Genomic DNA, 16760 nt, shown 5'->3' on the forward strand with positions numbered 1-16760 from the left:
CTCGGAAACTTGTAAAATAAAACCAGAAACGATTTTTGCCTGAAATTAATCCTTCATACCCTGTCCCTCTTCGTCATATAATGGGAATCATAGAAAATTTTACGGCAGAGGAGCAGTTGATGCGGTAAACAGGAAGGAGTTTGGCAATGGAACGTAAGTGGATTGCCATTTTGATGGCGGGCTCGCTGCTGACTGGTGCGGGGAGTACATACGCCGGAATGCAATGGTACGAGAGCAAGGCTGGGGTGCTGGATCGCCAGATTGTCCCTTTCAAGGATAATGCGAGAGCAGAATCAGGCGAGCAGGGCAGTCTTGAAAAAGTGGAGCAGGCTTACAGTTTGATTTTTAATAGTTATGTGGAAAAAGTAGAGGAAGATAAGCTGGTTGAAGGTGCGATTAAGGGCATGTTGTCAACCTTGGAGGATCCTTATTCGGTCTATATGGACAAGGAAACCGCCAAGCAATTCAATCAGACTCTGGAGTCATCATTTGAGGGGATTGGCGCTGAAGTCAGTTCAGTCGATGGAAAAATCGTGATTGTTTCGCCTTTTAAAAATTCACCTGCGGAAAAAGCAGGTTTGAAGCCGAACGACCAAATTCTAAAGGTTGATGGTGAAAGTATTGAAGGCTTGGACTTGTTCGAAGCGACAACGAAAATACGCGGAAAAAAAGGGACACCTGTCGTACTCGAGATTGGACGAAAAGGCTTGAAGGATCCACTGCAGGTAAAAGTCGTCCGTGATGAAATCCCTCAGATTACCGTTTATAGTGATATGAAAAAGGTAAATGGCGAAAAAATTGGTTATCTTGAGATTACTTCATTTTCCGAAGATACATCCAAGGAGTTCAATAAAGAACTGAAGGCTTTGGAAAAAGAGGGAATGGATGCGCTGCTGATCGATGTGCGCGGCAATCCTGGCGGGCTGCTTTCGAGCGTCGAAGAGATTTTACGTGTGCTGATACCTAAAGATAAGCCGCTTTATCAAATAGAGGAACGCAGCGGTGATAAGACACGTTATTTTTCCAATTTGGATAAAGCAAAAGACTATCCAATTGGCGTGCTGACAAATGACGGCAGTGCATCCGCATCGGAAATATTGGCCGGGGCATTGAAGGAAGCGGGCGGATATCCTGTTATCGGCGAGAAGACCTTTGGCAAGGGAACAGTCCAGCAGGCTGTGCCGATGGGTGATGGCAGCAATATCAAGCTGACGCTGTTCAAATGGCTGACGCCGGACGGAAACTGGATTCATAAGAAAGGCATCGAGCCAACCGTCGAAGTCAACCAGCCGGCGTTGTATGACACGCATCCAATCCAGGCTGAAAAACCGCTAAGGCTGGATATGAATAACGAGCAGGTCAAGAACGCCCAGCAAATCCTTGCAGGCCTTGGATTCGAGCCTGGTCGTACAGATGGCTACTTCAGCGACAAGACTGAAATCGCCGTCAAGGCGTTTCAGCGTAATAAGAGCATGAATGTAACAGGCGTGATTGACGCTAAAACGGCCTCCGCGCTGGAGGAAGCCGCAAGAGAAGCGATGAAGCAGGAAGAGAACGATTTGCAGCTGCAGACCGCGTTGAGGCTGCTGGCGAAATAACATTCAGTTGGATTGAGTGTTAGACTGCTGTCCGGGTAATGACCTCCAATTTCAAGTTTAGGATAGACTGCTGGTGAAAATGCGCTGTACCTTAGACAGGGGTGCAGCGTATTTTTGTTAGTTTATGGAAAACGTAGAGAATATGCATCATTTCGTAGAGAATATGGCCGCTTTCGTAGAGAATAAGTAACATTTCGTAGAGATTCCAGACCAAACCATAGAGAATAACCCGGATTCCCTAGAGATTAGTTGCGTACGCCCTAATAATTCCCCGCAAGAAAAAAATCCCATCCCATTTCCGCAACTATTAATAGGTTTTACCCCCCAGATTTGATAGAATAAGCTTAATATCATGTAATTTTACGGGGATGGTGACATAGGGGTGGCACAGGATTGGTTCATTGAGCTTTTGAAAGGGACGGGCAGGCTTCTGCTTCACCCTGTGTTCTATTATTCTTTCTTTATAGCTGCGGTTATTGGTGTTTCGCGCGTGAAACGGGAGCGGAAGAACTTCACGGTCCGGTCGGAGGATGCTTATTTTGAGCTCAGGCAGCTGTTTCCGGTCGGGCTGCTTGTCGGTCTGGTGATTTCGCTCATCACAGTAGCTGCAGGGATTACGATTCCATTCGCGGCGATTGTGTTAATTGCGGCTGCGACATTGCTATTGAGCTTTACCACGAGAGTCAGGCTGCTGGCTCCTGCCTATACGGTTGGCGCTGCTTTCTTTGCTCTGGCTTTTCTGTCTGGCAAAAAGATCGAGCTTCCGCTGGTAGGCGACTTGTTTGCAAATTTGGATGAAAAAATATATCCATCCATTGCAATTTTGTTGGCGTTGCTGACAATTGGCGAGGGATTCCTGATTTTAAAGAATGGCAAAAAGGGGACTTCTCCTAAGCTGATTAAAAGCAAGCGTGGCCAGATGGTTGGTGTCCACGAGGTGAAACGGCTGTGGCTGGTTCCGGCATTCATGCTCATTCCGGGAAACATCCTGACCATGCCGTTCGAGTGGTGGCCGGTGTTCACACTTGGCGACAATACATATTCATTGCTTCTCGTTCCATTCGCGATCGGCATGCACCAGCAAATTCAGGGCATGCTGCCGAGGGAGGCCATTCAGCAGCAGGGCAGCCGTGTAATCGGACTTGGCATCCTGACCACCCTCATTTCGGCAACCGGATACTGGTACCCAATTGCATCCATTGCAGCTGTGTCGATTGCTATCATCGGCCGCGAAGTTTTGACTTACACACAGCGAATGCACGAAGAGAGCAGGCCGTTCTATTTTTCAAAAAAGAATCATGGCGTGATGATTCTCGGCATTCTGCCAGAATCGCCGGCCGATAAAATGGCTCTGGAAGTTGGGGAGCTTGTCACAAAGGTCAATGGCACGAACGTCAATGACGAAAAAACATTTTACGAGGCTCTGTCTCGAAACAGGGCGCATTGTAAGCTGGAAGTTCTTGATACGAACGGGCAGATTCGCTTTGTGCAACGGGCGTTATATGAAGGGGATCACCATGAGCTGGGCATCCTCTTCGTACAGGATGAGAAAAAGTGGGACAGTGAAGTTGGATAAGGAACCAAAACAGGAGCCATCACAAAAGGCTCCCGTTTTTTGTTTTATGTCACAACCACGGTCCTCAAGATCAACAAAGTCAATATTGATACCAATTTGCCTAGAGGCTTCCCGCCTTTGCATTATTCCGCAACCCCGGCCCTCAAAATCAACAAAGTCAATATTGATATCACTTCGTCTTGAGACTCCCGCTTTTGCATTATTTCACAGCCCCGGTCCTCAAGAACATCAAAGTCAAAATGATATCACTTTGCCTTGAGACTCCCGCTTTTGCATTATTTCACAGCCCCGGTCCTCAAGAACATCAAAGTCAATATAGACATCACTTTGCCTTGAGGCTCCCGCTTTTGCATTATTCCACAACCCCGGTCCTCAAGATCTCAAATTTGATTTTGACATCGACTTTGCTGTCGGGGTATATTTCATGCCAACTCTTAGTAGTCAGATTGGAATGGCGGACGTTTTTTCGGTAGATTTCGCCGAATCCGAACGGGTCTGAGTTAAGTTCCTGAGCTTTTGTTATTAAGCCTTCAATATCGGATTTTATCTTACCGCTGAGTTTTTTCTCCAGCTGCTTGAGGCTGTCCGGACTTTTCAGGTCGAGCGCCTGGTTGACTTCAAGCAGCCTGGTTTTGAGTGTGATCTTCAGTTCGAATTTCGGGGTGTCTTTATCAATCAGCTTGATATCCGTTTTGCTGTTGATGGTATCAAGGACAACGGCGAGTTCATCTGGCCCCTCGACGGCCTTTGTATAATGGAGTCCATCGGGGGATACGGTTAGCTCAATCGAACCTGCCTTATAGCGGTCATTGATCAGTTTCAGGAAAAAGGCTTCCTCTGGATTGATTTTGCCTACCATTTTATCATCACTGATCAGTGCCATCCCGGTTATGACGATTTCTCCTCCTCTATCTTTAATCAATGGCATGCTTGGATCCACACCGGGTGCATAATAGTCGTGCATTGTTTCCTGTAGGGTCGAGGAGGGAACTGTTTCTCCCTTGGTGTTCTGGTCGAGCTGTTTATAAATCATCTGGCTGATATCAGCGAACTTTGAATTTTTCTGGTCGAGAAGTTTTTTTGTGTTTCCTTCCACGACAGCCAGGTAGGTAAGGTCGCTGATGGAAGGGTCACGTGACAGTGTATCCGCGAGATTGATCAATCCGAGTTTGACGACTTCTTCGCTAAAAAGGGCTACACGCAACTGGCCTGACTGCAATTTTTTCGGGCTTTTTAAATCGGCTTCTATACGCGCCCCTTTACTTGTCAGGGCTTTGGTCGTAAGGACAACAGAATTTTGCGGTGCATTTGGATCGATTTGCAGCATCACGAAGGTTGTCTGGAGCTCTCCATCCTCAGTGACATCATAGCCTACCGTGGTGATGAGGCCCATCCGTTCCAACGTCTTTGGATCTGCACAGCCGGTCGTCAGGAAGGCAGAGATCAATAGAACACTTATCCTACTCCATGTTTTTCGCAGCATTTCCCTCACCTTTTTTCGAAAAAAGTTTCTGCTTAATCAGGACAGCGGCATAAAGGACGAACGGATATCCGAAAATTAAATAAAACGCTCCCCTCGCAAAATAGTCATTCATCATGTTGATTTGCAGCCTGTTCATTGGGTAAAGCAGGGTCAAATACATCATGACTAAAAGCAGCCAGCTGATTTTCTGTTCTTTTTTATTGAACATCCGGGCTATCCCGCGAGCGGCCGACCACATATAGAACATCAGATTCGGCAGGATCAGCAGGACCCAGAACGTGATCGCCACATATTCGAATCTCTCGATGAACGGGAAGCGGACGATTTTGAAAAGGGATAAGGTGCCCCAGATGGTCCTTTCAAGCTGGCCTCCGCTGAAGTAGGCAAGAGAAATGACCATGAGCGCAAGATAGAGGACCGTTGTGAACAACAATCCATATTGCATATGCCTGTGCACACTGTCCTTTTCTTTTAAAAAAGGATAAATGATATAGAGGATCTCAAAGCCTACGACGGTGAAGGTCATCTGCTTTGCTCCTCGCAGCATGTCGGGGATGCTCGCTTCGAATATCGGGAACAGATAGTCCCACTTCGCAAACTGGAAGGGATAGGCGAGCAGCAGGATGATCCACAAGGAAAGGACGACGCTGAAAAAACTGACACCCACGATTGTCCTCAAACCGCCGTTCAAAGCGTAATACACAAGGTAGATAAGCGTGAGCGCGAGCAGCCAGTTCGGGACCTCCGGGAAAATCCATGCCTGGATGACCTCGATATAGTTTCTGACGATGACATGGAAGCTGCCAAGGCAATAGAGGACGAAAATAAAATTCAATAAGTTTCCAAGCCATTTTCCAAGCACATCATATTGAATACCGTATAAATCCGCTGTTTCATAGGCAGCAAGGGTTTTCACCATCACGAAACCGACGACAGCCGTGGCTGCTCCGCTAAGAATGACGGAAACCCAGGCATCATGTTTTGCCTCAAGGTAGATAATGCGCTGGAAACCCTGGACTCCGACTCCGAGCTGCATGGAATGGACGATGAAGAACAGCAGGAATGTGTTGAACATCTGCTGGGGTTTGGGCTGGATTAAAACCTTCATTCATAACACCACAACTTTACTCTTTGGTTTTCTTAGTCTGGAATTTCATGCTGTCAACAGGTCTTGTTTGATAAGGCCTTTTATTGGTCCAGGCCATCGGCAGCCGGAAGATGCTGTCGCGCCAATCTGAAAAACGCGGCGGATAAAAGGGTGTCAGGAACGGGACGCCCATACTTGTCTGTCTGATCAGGTGAATCAGCAGGAAACAAAAGCCGATCATCAGCCCGTAAAAACCCCAGAAGCCAGCTAAAATGATCAGCGGAAACCGCAAGATCCGGATAACATTGCCCATCATATAGTTTGGTGTCGTGAACGAGGCCAGCGCGCTGACAGCAATGATAATAATCAGGATATTGCTCGTGAATCCGGCATCAACCGCAGCCGTCCCGACAACGATACCGCCTACGATACCCATCGTCTGGCCAACCTTTGTCGGCAAACGGGCCCCTGCCTCCCGCAGCAGTTCAATCATGACTTCCAAAAGCAAAGCCTCGATGATAGGAGGGAAGGGGACAAGGGACCTTGATTCCCCTAGCGGGATCAGGAGTGTCTGCGGAATGATTTCATAGTGGAAGGTCAGGGCTGCCACATAGATGGCCGTGAAAAAAATTGAAACAACCATCGAAAATACTCTTAGCAGACGCAAAAAGGTGCCGATTTGCCATCTGACACTTTCATCCTCCATGCTCTGGAAAAATTCGAAAAAACTTAATGGCGCTCCAATCACCTGTACGCTGCCATCCACCAGCAATGCCACCTTCCCGTTCAACAGCCAGGAGCAGGCGCGATCCGGTCTTTCTGTCATCAGAAGCTGCGGGAAGATCGCGAACGAATTGTCCTCGACCAGTTGAACGAGCATCGAGCTGTCAATGACACTGTCGATCTGGATTTTCTGGATTCGTTCCCTCATTCGATCGACCATTTCTTCATCGGCAATATGTTTTATATATAGAAGGGATACTGCTGAATTCGTCTGTGTGCCCAATGTGAAACTTTCATTGCATACATTCGGGTTAGAAATATATCTCCTGATCAGCGAGATATTCGTAGCAAGACTTTCATTGAAAGCGATTTGCGGCCCCAACACTTGTGATTCGTTTTCCGGGCGTGTCAGGGATCGGTTTTCCTGGGTTCCGACCGCTGCCTCGATAATGACGGGAAAGCCCTGGGAGTGGACGAGCGCCGATCCTTTTAAGATTTTTTCAATACAATCCTCAATATACTTCACCTTTGAAACGGTTCCGAGGGTGATCTTTTTATAAGCTTCATCTGGCGAAGCCTGGACTCCTTCAAGCTGGCGAAGGATATCCTCGTTAATCATCGTGTTATCCGTCATGGTGTCAAGGTAGATCAGTGTAAACCCATTTGGCAATTCCTTAATGTTCAGGTCGGCACTATGATGGAAGAGGTCTTTCATTCTTTGGATGAAGTCCTCTTTTTGGACAGGAATCAATTCCTTGTCGTCGAGATTTTTTTCATTCAGGCGGTCAGGAGCTTCAGGTTTCTTTTTCTTGAAGAACATAAAAAAATCCCTCCGATGCATTCCTCTACTTGAGAGGTTTTGCATTAAAGGGAAAAATTATACTGTGATCGAAAGCGAAGGTGCTATAGCCACTGCTTAAAGAAAGAAGTCGAAATCATTTAAATGATGCCCAGTGAATCCAAGAAAACAATGATAATGACGACTGGAACGATGAATCTCATGACATTGTACCAGAGAGTGAAGAGCAAGCTGTCGGCTTTCGAATTCTGCAGCAGTTCCTGTCTTAACACTTCTTTCCTGATTTTCAGCGGAACGAAAATCGAAATCAGCAGGACTCCGAGCGGCATTAAGATATTGCTTACCAGGAAATCGGCTGTGTCGAAGATGTTTTTCCCGAAAACCGTTGCCTCTGCCAGTGTTCCAAATGACAGGGCGGATGGGATGCCGAGCAGGAAGATCAAACCGCCGGCAATCCATGCGAATCTGACGCGCTTTTTACGATCGCCTTTTGCCAGAGTGGCGACGACAATTTCAAGCATTGAAAATGCCGAGGTCAATGTCGCGAACAGGAATAACGCTAAAAACAGCAGCAGGAACAGCTCGCCGAAAACCATTTTTTCAAAAACCGCTGGCAGGACGACGAATAGCAGGCCAGGACCTTCTGCCGGTTCGAATCCTAGTGAGAATACAGCAGGAAAGATTGCCAGTCCGGCAAGTAAAGCGATGAACAGGTTCATCCCGACAACCGACAGGGCCGGCTGTACGAGGCTGCCTTTTTTCGGCAGGTACGAGCTGTATGTCACCATCACTGATACTCCGATGCTCAGGGAGAAAAAGGATTGTCCCATTGCGAACAAAATGCTTTCAGAGGTGATGCTTGAAAAGTCCGGAGCGAGGAAGAACTTTACTCCAGCTAATGCATTGTCGAGCGTGAGTGAACGGACGATCAGGATGATGAAAAGCAGGAACAAGGCCGGCATCAGGATTTTGCTCGCTTTTTCAATCCCGGACTGAATGCCTTTCGCAACCACAACGATGGTGACTAGCAAGAACGCAGCCTGTGCAGCGAGTACGCTCCACGGATCGCTGATTGTCTTCCCGAACAGTTCACCGTAATCGGCGCCTTCCTGGACCACTCCGCCAGCAAGCCCTTTTATGAAATAAAGGCTGATCCAGCCGCCGACCACACTGTAAAAGCTGAGCAGCACGAAGCTGGTGACAACACCGAGGATCCCGATGAAATACCATTTGCTTTTAGGCGCGATTTCTAAATAAGCACGAATCGCTTCCTTCCCGGTGCTTCGGCCTATCACGAATTCCGCAAGCAGCAGAGGCAGGCCGATGAACAGCGAAAATAAGATGAACATGAGGAAAAATGCTCCGCCGCCGCTGACCCCCGTTACATATGGAAGCTTCCAGATCGCCCCGATTCCGATTGCTGAACCGGCTGCGGCAAGGATAAATCCAATCTTTGATGACCATTGCTCTTTCTCCATGTTGATTCTCCTTTTTTCTCTCTTTTTCAGCTGGGCCGCTGGACGTCCGGGCAAAATAAAAAGCCACGCCGCTATCCAACGATCTGGATAGGGACGTGGCTGAACACGCGGTACCACCCTATTTGGAAGCAAAAATACGCTTCCCGCTCAAGTTAATTGGATAACGGCCAAGTCCGTTCCTTTTATACAATGCGAAAACAGCTTGTAGTTAAGGAAAAGCTCCAAGAACGAAATTCACCAGGCCTTTGTATCAGTTTCCACCAACCACTGATTCTCTAGTAACAGGGAGACCGGCTTAATAGACTCTCTTCAATGCTTCAACTTATTAAAATGTAATACTCGAAATTATAGTATGATAAGAATATACTGTCAAGCGTCTTTTTCAGAGAATTGAAACAGGCTATAATTGAGGAAACAGCTGGAACTTGGAGGAAAGCATATGCTGACACTGATTAAGAATGGAGAGATTTACGCTCCTGATTACCTTGGGAAAAAAGATATACTACTAGTTGACCGGAAAATTGGATTGATCCAGGATGAGATTAAAATTCCTGAGGACTTCGTTCCGATCAAAGTCATAGACGCAAGTGGTAAAAAAGTCGTTCCGGGCTTCATCGATTCCCATGTCCACCTGATCGGCGGCGGCGGGGAAGGAGGGTTCCGCACCAGGACGCCGGAGATTCAGCTGACCCAGGCGACAACTGCCGGTATTACGACGCTTGTCGGCGTTCTCGGCACGGACGGAACGACACGGACGATGCCGAGTCTGATTGCCAAGGCGCGTGGATTGGAAGAAGAGGGGATTACCACCTATGTGCAGACTGGCTCCTACCAGGTCCCGGTCAAAACGCTTACCGGCAAAATTGAGGACGATATCATTTTGATTGATAAAGTCATCGGGGCGGGCGAGATTGCGATTGCTGATCATCGTTCATCCCAGCCGACTGTTGAGGAGCTGGCTAAGATCGCTTCGGCTGCGAGGATTGGCGGCATGCTCGCAGGGAAAGCTGGAATCGTCAATGTTCATGTTGGGGACAGTCTTGATCATTTGAAGCTGATTGAGGAGGTTGTCGAGAATACCGACATTCCAATCCGGCAATTTTATCCGACACACATCAACCGGAATCCGCACTTGTTTGAAGCGGGCATCGAGTACGCGAAAAAGGGTGGCTGGGTCGATTTCACCACCAGCTCCATCCCGAAGTTTTTGGAAGAGGGAGAGGTCAAATGCAGTGTCGGCCTGAAGCGGATGCTTGAAGCGGGCGTCGAGATCAGCCAGATTACCTTCACATCAGACGGACAGGCGAGCCTGCCTGATTTTGATGAAAATGGTGAATTGATCGGTTTGCAGATCGGCCGGGTTTCCTCTTTGTATGATGCGGTGAAGGAAGCGATAGTGACGGAGGGAATCCCGCTTGAGGTCGCCATCCGAGTCATCACAGCAAACCCGGCAACCGTTTTAAAGCTTGCGCAAAAAGGCCGGATTGAAGCTGGACGTGACGCAGACCTGGTGCTCCTCGATGAGAACCTGGAGATTGATACGGTCATCACAATGGGGAAAGTGATGGTAGAAGATAAAGTTCCGTTGGTGAGAGGGACATTTGAATGAATAGAAGAACCTTGACCGTGTGCGGTCAAGGTTCTTTTTCACTTGGTCGATATATCTGTAAATGTGGTCGATAAATTCGTAAAAGTGGTCGATATATTTGAAAATCCGCCGAAATAATCAAAAATGTGGTCGATAAAATTAGATTTTCGCCAATTAACCCATTTAGCTGTTAAGCGGAAGCCGATATGTGAGTGCGGAAATAACAAAACCTTTGTAAAAAAACAAAAAAACGGGCAAAAGCCCGCATTTTTTAAAAAATCATAGACAAAATCATTCCGCCAACTGCTCCGGTAACAACGACAATCCACGGTGCGAGCTTCCAATACACGAGCATGCTGAACAAAACAGCGGCAAATACGAAATCAACCGGCGCGAGAATTGAACTCGTCCAAATAGGGTGATAGAAAGCCGCAATCAGGATGCCGACAACAGCGGCATTCACGCCCATAAGCGCCCTGCTAATCTTGCTGTTCCGTCGTAACGCATCCCAGAATGGCAGTGTCCCGAGGATCAGCAGGAAGGCCGGCAGAAAGATCGCCGCTGTCGCGAGCAGTCCGCCCTTCCAGCCGCTGATGACCGCCCCGATATAAGCAGCAAAGGTGAACAAAGGTCCAGGTACTGCCTGGGCTGCGCCATATCCCGCAAGGAAGGCTTCCTCACTCAGCCAGCCAGTCGGCACGAATTCGCGCTCGAGCAATGGCAATACCACATGGCCTCCGCCGAAAACGAGCGAACCTGAACGATAAAAGCTATCGAACATGGCAATCCAATTAAGGGAAGTCGCTTCCCTTAAAATCGGCAGGAGGATCAGCAAACCGAAAAACAAAGCAAGACTGACATAGCCAACCGTTTTGGAAATGGAAAAAGTCATCCTGCCATCATCTGCGGCATTGTGTGATTTAAATAGCAAATATCCTAGAATACCAGCAATGATGATAACGCCAATTTGCGTAAACGCGGTCTGCCAAAGCAGTGTGGCAGCTAGCGCGAATAAAGCAATCGTCTTACGAGGCAGGTCGGGCGTCAGTTTTTGCGCCATACCGAGGATGGCGTGTGCCACGACGGCGACAGCAACAATTTTCAGTCCGTGGATCCAGCCTGCGTCGGCCACATCGAACCCCTGTAAAATAAGAGCAAATAGAATAAGTGCCAAAACAGAAGGCAGGGTAAACCCGAGGAAGGCGAACAATCCTCCAAGCAATCCTCCGCGCATCAATCCTACGCCGATTCCAACCTGGCTGCTTGCCGGGCCGGGCAGGAACTGGCATAATGCCACCAAATCGGCATAACTCTTTTCGTCCATCCACTTCCTGCGGCGGACATATTCTTCATGGAAATAGCCGAGGTGGGCAACAGGCCCGCCGAAAGATGTCAGTCCGAGCCTGGTGGACACCATCAGAATCTCCAGCAGTGACTGGAAAGTAACGCTTTTTTTCTCTGTCATTTCTTTTTCTCCTTCATAACTAATTGTAAGCGATCATTGAAAAATGATTGATAGGCGAGCTGCAAATAAAGAATCACCGTCAAAGACACACTCCCGACGATTCCAAGCATGATCGCGATTTGATACTCCACTGCCACAATCGGCGACGTTCCGGACAGGATCTGCCCTGTCATCATGCCAGGCAGAAAAATAATGCCCATGCCGACCATTGAGTTGATTGTCGGCAGCATCGCGGCGTCGAAGGCCTGGTTGACCACCTTTTTGGCAGCCTGCTTCGGGGTTGCTCCGAGCATCAAGGCACCCTCAATCTGAGCTTTGTTGTCTTCGAAGCCTGAAATCAGGTTATTCACTCCAAGCGACACACCAGTCATCGAGTTTCCGATGATCATCCCGGCAATTGGGATGAAGTAACGCGGTTCGTACCATGGAGTAACATCCAGGACAAACAGTATGAAAAAGAACAAACTCGAAAGGATGCCGATTGCCATCGCATAAGCAATATGTTTTTTCATCCCGCTGCCCAGCGGATGCTTTGTCCGTTTATACACATTATAAATCGCAAAGATCTGCATGATGGCGACAATCAGCAAGGTATACCAGGGACTCGGATTATCAAACAGATAGATCAGCAGATAGCCGACAAGGATGAGCTGAATCGACATCCGGGCCGTCGCTACGAGGATTTCTTTTTCCCGGGGAATCCCGCGAACCCTGACGATGACGATTAAAATCAGGATGAAAATATACGCAGCAGCAAGCTGCAAAAACGTTAAATCTATGTCATTTTTCATCTGCTTACCCTGCTTTCAATCGAGTACTGCGACATGTCAATTGTATTCTCCGCGACTATTTCAGCGAGCTCTTTCGAGTGGGTAATCATAACCACCGTCTTCGAATGCTGCTCGGCGTATTCCCGGAATCGCTGCAACACCGTCCTGGCCGTATCCTCATCCAATGCAGAGGTCGGCTCGTCCAGCAAAAATACTTCCGGATCCAGCAGCATCGCGCGAGCCCAGGACAGCCGCTGTTTTTCACCGCCGGAAAGGTTCTCGGCGTCATCACCCAGCTTTTTATCAAGCATGAACATCTTCAACAATGATTCCATTTCTCCAGCACTGGCCGTTTCTTTTTCGGAAAAAGCAAGACCAATCTGCAAATTATCTTCAATACTGCCCGGAAAGATGACTGGCATCTGCGGTACCATTACAACTGTTCTTCTAAGCTGGAGCGGGTCGATTTCACTGACGGACTTGTTTTCATAGGCAATCTCACCTTCGTCGGGGCTGGACAGATCATTCAAAAGCCTCAATAGCGTCGACTTGCCGCTCCCGCTCGGTCCAAGAATGCAGGTGAATTGATTTTCCGGAATCACCAACTGTTCGATTTGTAAAATGCCGTTTACCGTCACATTCTTAAGTACAAACAATCTGTTTCACTCCCCATCATCCGTTGAATTCTGGTTCACATCCCCTGGTCTCTGATCAATCCTTGATTTCCTTGAACAATTCATAGGCCTTGTTCTGGGCTTCCTCAAGGACGTTGTTCCCTTTTTCCGTCGTCCGATAGTATTTGCGTATTTTCCCTTCGACATTTCTCTCTTCTTTTAAAAGCAGACCGTCAGACTCCATACTGTGGAGAATCGGGTAAAGGGTGCCTGCGCTCAGGCTGTAGCCATGCTCCTTAAGCTCCTCCAGCATCCATAGGCCGAAAATTGGCTGCTCCTTCGCATGGTGCAGGATATGAATCTGGATGAATCCGAGAAAAAGCTTTCTGAGGACTTTATCCTCCATGTGAAATTCCTTCTTTCATTGTTATCGAAATCCAATAACGAAACTCGATATCATTTTAACTTATCAGGCAAATTAATCAACTTATTTACTTTTACCCTTTACCTGTCGAAGAATAAAAAGTAAATTCTACTTCAGAAATTTGCAGATTTTATCAATTTCAAAAAGCTGTAAAATCTTTCGGGGATAAATTTTGGTTTGTGATGAACTTAACATTTCTGCCTGGATAGTGGGGATTATCATGATGGTAGATTTCTAAAAAGGAGGGCTCAACATGAGTCGTTTAAATGTAAAAATGATTAGCCTGTTTGCTTCTGTCGGACTCGTCCTTGGGGGATGTGGAGCAGGTGCGGATTCTAAGGCCGAGGAGAAACCTGAAGTAAAGAGGGACAAACAAGAACAAACCATAGAAAAATATTATTTTACAGCGAATGAGGGGGGTACAATCAGCAAGGTCAATGTCAAAGACAATAAGGTTTCTGAAACCATCAAGGCTAATGGAGTGGTTCATAATATCCAGCTATCACCTGACGGAAAGGTGGTTGCCGCACACTCATTCCAGAGTCTGGGCATGGGCATGGCGGTCACGGGGGCGGAGCTTCTGGAAGAGTACTATTCTATGATGCCTTTACAAATGAACTGTTAAAAGAAGTCGAAGTTGGGAATCATCCGGCACATGTTGTGTATTCAGGGGATGGGAAATATGTAATGGCAACAAACAACGAAGATGACACAGTTTCGGTCATTGACGCGGTAACCTTTAAAGTTGTCAAAACCATTCCAACAGGCAATGGCCCCCATGGTTTCAGAATGTCAGCCGACAGCAAATTTGCCTATGTCGCCAATATGGGTGAGGATACAGTAAGTGCTATTAATCTGGAAACATTCCAAGAAGAAAGAATTCAAATAGGCAAGATGCCTGTTACAACAGGAGTGACTAAGGACGGTAAGACCTTGGCAGTAACTCTTTTCTCTGAAAACGCACTGGCCATAGTTGATCTCGAAACGAACCAAGTGGTCAAGGTGGAAGTTGGCAAAGGCCCGGCACAGGTCTATATTGGTCCTGACAGCAAATACGCTTATGTCGCGAACCAGGGCACTGAGGAATCACCATCAAGTTCCATGTCAATAGTAGATTTGGAATCGAAAACAGTTGTCGATGAAATCAAGACAGGAAATGGAGCCCATGGTGTTACTGTAAGCAATGACGGGAAATTCGCCTATGTAACGAATATGTTCGATAACACAGTCAGCGTCATTGATCTCGACAAGAAGCAGGCAAAAACAATTGAGGTCGGGGAAGTGCCTAATGGAATCACGATCATGAATTGATTCAAGAAATCCACACATTCTCCACTTTTTCACGGTATGATGGAAATAAATTCATTCTAAACAAGCGGCGAAAGAGGATGGAGATTAAGTGGAATCAACTAAAAAAACAATAAAGCTGGCCGTTAATGGCGGCATTGATTTTGGCTCCAAATTGAATGCCAGGCAGCTGATCGTCCTGGCGAAATATCTGGGAGAGGATCAGGAGCTGGAGTTGACGACGTTTCAGCAGCTCTATATCGAAATACCGGAAATCGAAAAGAAGAGGCAATAGCAGAGTTTGCACAGGCTGGCCTCAGCTGTTATCCAGTGGGGAGCTTTGTGAAAAGTCTCCGCACATGTAATTTTTGCAAAGGAGCGGAGGAGGAAGGGATGCCGGTAGCAATCGAACTCAACAAAAGGATTGCCGGCAAACCGGTGCCGTTCACTCTGAAACCAGCTTATACAGGCTGCCCAGTTGGCTGCGGTGAACCGCTGATCAATGATATCGGCATCATGAAAGTGAAGGACGGTTATAACCTGTACGCAGGGGGAAAGTCAAAGGGGCAGGATGCTGCGCCAGGAAGCCTGTTATACGAACAACTTACCTCGGATGAGCTGTATCAAAAGGTAGATAGGCTTATAGAAATATATGCGGAGAACAGGAAAAAGCGCGAGTCGGTTCATAAATTCATAGCCCGATTTGGAAAAGGTAAGCTGTTGGAGAAAATCAATACAGCAGGTGATTTCTAATTCCGATATCCAAGGGTAGAGAGTAGACATTATTAGCATATGGACAAATCCAATTTTCTGGATTTGTCCATATGCTTTCTTGTTTTATATAAATAATTTTGACACTTTCCATCCACTTACATATAATAAAAACAAAAGTTGCACTAAGGAAACTTTTTGAGGTGGAGGAAATATTGATGGGTAAATCAAAAAAAGTCCGTTTATCCGATAGTGAAAAAGGAGATGTCATTAAGTTGACTTGCATAACAGTCGAAGGGGTCATGCGGAGAAGGCTGCTTGATTTAGGGTTCGTGCCCGGCGCCATCGTGGAAGTGGTCAGGAAAAGTCCTTTGGGTGATCCAATTGCCTTTCGAGTAAGCAATACTACAATTGCTTTAAGAAAAGATGAAAGCATAAAAATCGAAGGAGAGCTGATGGACTTATGAGCAGACAATTTCGTGTCGCGCTGGCTGGAAACCCTAATACGGGGAAAAGCACATTGTTCAATGCACTGACGGGATTGAAACAGCACACGGGAAACTGGGCAGGAAAGACGGTCGAATTAAAGGAAGGTTCCTTTCAATACAAAGGCAACACTTTTAATCTAGTGGATTTGCCTGGTACCTATTCGCTTTATTCCAATTCTCTTGATGAAGAAGTGGCCCGCAACTATATCGTGTTCGAAAAACCTGATCTCACACTCGTCGTATTAGACGCTACTGCATTGGAAAGGAACTTTAACCTGGCTCTGCAAGTACTTGAGATGACCGGCCAGGTAATCATCTGCATCAATTTAATCGATGAGGCCGAGAAAATGGGCATTAAAATTAATGAAAAAATCTTAATGAGACGGCTGGGGGTACCGGTCATCAAGATCTCCGCCAGGAATAAAACTGGCATCCCAGCCCTGCTCGATGCTATGGACCGGCTGATGAGTGGTGAAATCACCTGTAATCCTATACCGATCACCTATGATGAAGAAATCGAAGAAAAGATTGCCGTCCTCATGCCGTTGCTCAAACAGCTCGGGAATAGCCAAATCCCATCCCGATGGCTTGCTTTGCGATTGCTTGATGGAGATAAAGCTTTACTTGATGAAATCAGCAAGCGGCAGCAGCCTGAGGAGGTATTGTGAA

15 protein-coding genes, 1 pseudogene and 1 other annotated feature are annotated in these 16760 nt (G+C 47.1%); of the genes and pseudogenes, 8 read left to right on the plus strand and 8 right to left on the minus strand.

Annotated features, from left to right (window positions below):
• Nucleotides 1-146: 146 nt before the first annotated feature.
• Both J7E38_RS07675 and J7E38_RS07680 read left to right on the plus strand, forming a co-directional pair.
• Entirely contained in the window at nucleotides 147-1598 is a 1452-nt protein-coding gene (locus J7E38_RS07675) for a S41 family peptidase (RefSeq protein WP_214706283.1), read from the plus strand.
• A 382-nt stretch (nucleotides 1599-1980) separates the two neighbouring features.
• Nucleotides 1981-3174, plus strand: coding sequence for a PDZ domain-containing protein (locus tag J7E38_RS07680; protein ID WP_214706285.1), 1194 nt, complete (start codon nucleotides 1981-1983; stop codon nucleotides 3172-3174).
• Between the two features lie 352 nt (nucleotides 3175-3526).
• Here the strand turns inward: J7E38_RS07680 and J7E38_RS07685 are convergent, their stop codons facing one another.
• The 4 genes from J7E38_RS07685 to J7E38_RS07700 all read right to left on the minus strand — a co-directional run bounded on the left by J7E38_RS07685 (nucleotide 3527) and on the right by J7E38_RS07700 (nucleotide 8744).
• On the minus strand, nucleotides 3527-4657 hold the full coding sequence (locus J7E38_RS07685) for a Ger(x)C family spore germination protein (protein ID WP_214706287.1): 1131 nt from the start codon (nucleotides 4655-4657) through the stop codon (nucleotides 3527-3529).
• Entirely contained in the window at nucleotides 4635-5765 is a 1131-nt protein-coding gene (locus tag J7E38_RS07690) for a GerAB/ArcD/ProY family transporter (protein WP_214706288.1), read from the minus strand. The genes J7E38_RS07685 and J7E38_RS07690 overlap by 23 nt, the downstream gene beginning before the upstream one ends.
• A 16-nt stretch (nucleotides 5766-5781) precedes the next feature.
• Nucleotides 5782-7287, minus strand: coding sequence for a spore germination protein (locus J7E38_RS07695; protein WP_214706289.1), 1506 nt, complete (start codon nucleotides 7285-7287; stop codon nucleotides 5782-5784).
• Nucleotides 7288-7406: 119 nt separating this feature from the next.
• A complete protein-coding gene (locus J7E38_RS07700; RefSeq protein WP_214706290.1) occupies nucleotides 7407-8744 on the minus strand; it encodes a sodium-dependent transporter in 1338 nt (445 codons plus the stop codon).
• Nucleotides 8745-8830: 86 nt separating this feature from the next.
• Nucleotides 8831-9066: a binding site (T-box leader), on the minus strand.
• 117 nt (nucleotides 9067-9183) lie between these two features.
• Here J7E38_RS07700 and iadA point away from each other — a divergent pair.
• Nucleotides 9184-10353 carry a beta-aspartyl-peptidase gene (gene iadA / locus J7E38_RS07705; RefSeq protein WP_214706291.1) on the plus strand — a complete coding sequence of 390 codons (1170 nt, stop codon included), beginning with the start codon at nucleotides 9184-9186 and terminating at the stop codon, nucleotides 10351-10353.
• Nucleotides 10354-10603: 250 nt separating this feature from the next.
• Here iadA and chrA read toward each other — a convergent pair whose 3' ends face one another.
• From chrA to J7E38_RS07725, 4 genes are read right to left on the minus strand one after another with little or no spacing between them, the layout of a single operon-like run.
• Nucleotides 10604-11797 (minus strand): chromate efflux transporter, encoded by a 1194-nt coding sequence (gene chrA / locus J7E38_RS07710; protein WP_214706292.1) that lies wholly within the window; start codon nucleotides 11795-11797, stop codon nucleotides 10604-10606.
• Nucleotides 11794-12588: an ABC transporter permease gene (locus tag J7E38_RS07715; protein ID WP_214706293.1), complete on the minus strand. Its 795-nt coding sequence runs from the start codon at nucleotides 12586-12588 to the stop codon at nucleotides 11794-11796. Before J7E38_RS07715 ends, chrA begins: the two co-directional genes overlap by 4 nt.
• Nucleotides 12585-13223, minus strand: a complete 639-nt coding sequence (locus tag J7E38_RS07720; RefSeq protein WP_214706295.1) for an ABC transporter ATP-binding protein — start codon at nucleotides 13221-13223, stop codon at nucleotides 12585-12587. The genes J7E38_RS07715 and J7E38_RS07720 overlap by 4 nt, the downstream gene beginning before the upstream one ends.
• Before the next feature lie 55 nt (nucleotides 13224-13278).
• Complete coding sequence (locus J7E38_RS07725) at nucleotides 13279-13587, minus strand: PadR family transcriptional regulator (protein WP_214706297.1); 309 nt, start codon at nucleotides 13585-13587, stop codon at nucleotides 13279-13281.
• Nucleotides 13588-13858: 271 nt separating this feature from the next.
• Between J7E38_RS07725 and J7E38_RS23860 the strand changes: the two genes are divergently transcribed.
• The 5 genes and pseudogenes from J7E38_RS23860 (at nucleotide 13859) to J7E38_RS07745 (ending at nucleotide 16759) form a co-directional block, all read left to right on the plus strand.
• Entirely contained in the window at nucleotides 13859-14230 is a 372-nt protein-coding gene (locus J7E38_RS23860) for a hypothetical protein (protein WP_214706298.1), read from the plus strand.
• The gene (locus tag J7E38_RS07730; protein WP_251030269.1) at nucleotides 14224-14916 is read left to right on the plus strand and encodes a YncE family protein; all 693 of its coding nucleotides are present in this window, start codon (nucleotides 14224-14226) and stop codon (nucleotides 14914-14916) included. The genes J7E38_RS23860 and J7E38_RS07730 overlap by 7 nt, the downstream gene beginning before the upstream one ends.
• A gap of 88 nt (nucleotides 14917-15004) precedes the next feature.
• Nucleotides 15005-15645 (plus strand): annotated as a pseudogene (locus tag J7E38_RS07735) (nitrite reductase).
• Between the two features lie 176 nt (nucleotides 15646-15821).
• A complete protein-coding gene (locus J7E38_RS07740) occupies nucleotides 15822-16070 on the plus strand; it encodes a FeoA family protein (protein ID WP_214706301.1) in 249 nt (82 codons plus the stop codon).
• A complete protein-coding gene (locus tag J7E38_RS07745) occupies nucleotides 16067-16759 on the plus strand; it encodes a FeoB small GTPase domain-containing protein (protein WP_214706302.1) in 693 nt (230 codons plus the stop codon). Before J7E38_RS07740 ends, J7E38_RS07745 begins: the two co-directional genes overlap by 4 nt.
• Nucleotide 16760: the final 1 nt, after the last annotated feature.

The sequence above is a fragment of the Bacillus sp. ISL-35 genome (assembly GCF_018613355.1).
Classification (GTDB): domain Bacteria; phylum Bacillota; class Bacilli; order Bacillales; family Cytobacillaceae; genus Mesobacillus.

Excerpts from the sequence above, each read along its gene's own strand:
- J7E38_RS07675 (WP_214706283.1), top strand. The coding sequence starts at position 147 with ATGGAACGTAAGTGGATTGCCATTTTGATGGCGGGCTCGCTGCTGACT.
- J7E38_RS07685 (WP_214706287.1), bottom strand. The coding sequence starts at position 4,657 with ATGCTGCGAAAAACATGGAGTAGGATAAGTGTTCTATTGATCTCTGCC.
- J7E38_RS07690 (WP_214706288.1), bottom strand. The coding sequence starts at position 5,765 with ATGAAGGTTTTAATCCAGCCCAAACCCCAGCAGATGTTCAACACATTC.
- J7E38_RS07695 (WP_214706289.1), bottom strand. The coding sequence starts at position 7,287 with ATGTTCTTCAAGAAAAAGAAACCTGAAGCTCCTGACCGCCTGAATGAA.
- J7E38_RS07700 (WP_214706290.1), bottom strand. The coding sequence starts at position 8,744 with ATGGAGAAAGAGCAATGGTCATCAAAGATTGGATTTATCCTTGCCGCA.
- iadA (WP_214706291.1), top strand. The coding sequence starts at position 9,184 with ATGCTGACACTGATTAAGAATGGAGAGATTTACGCTCCTGATTACCTT.
- chrA (WP_214706292.1), bottom strand. The coding sequence starts at position 11,797 with ATGACAGAGAAAAAAAGCGTTACTTTCCAGTCACTGCTGGAGATTCTG.
- J7E38_RS07715 (WP_214706293.1), bottom strand. The coding sequence starts at position 12,588 with ATGAAAAATGACATAGATTTAACGTTTTTGCAGCTTGCTGCTGCGTAT.
- J7E38_RS07725 (WP_214706297.1), bottom strand. The coding sequence starts at position 13,587 with ATGGAGGATAAAGTCCTCAGAAAGCTTTTTCTCGGATTCATCCAGATT.
- J7E38_RS23860 (WP_214706298.1), top strand. The coding sequence starts at position 13,859 with ATGAGTCGTTTAAATGTAAAAATGATTAGCCTGTTTGCTTCTGTCGGA.
- J7E38_RS07740 (WP_214706301.1), top strand. The coding sequence starts at position 15,822 with ATGGGTAAATCAAAAAAAGTCCGTTTATCCGATAGTGAAAAAGGAGAT.
- J7E38_RS07745 (WP_214706302.1), top strand. The coding sequence starts at position 16,067 with ATGAGCAGACAATTTCGTGTCGCGCTGGCTGGAAACCCTAATACGGGG.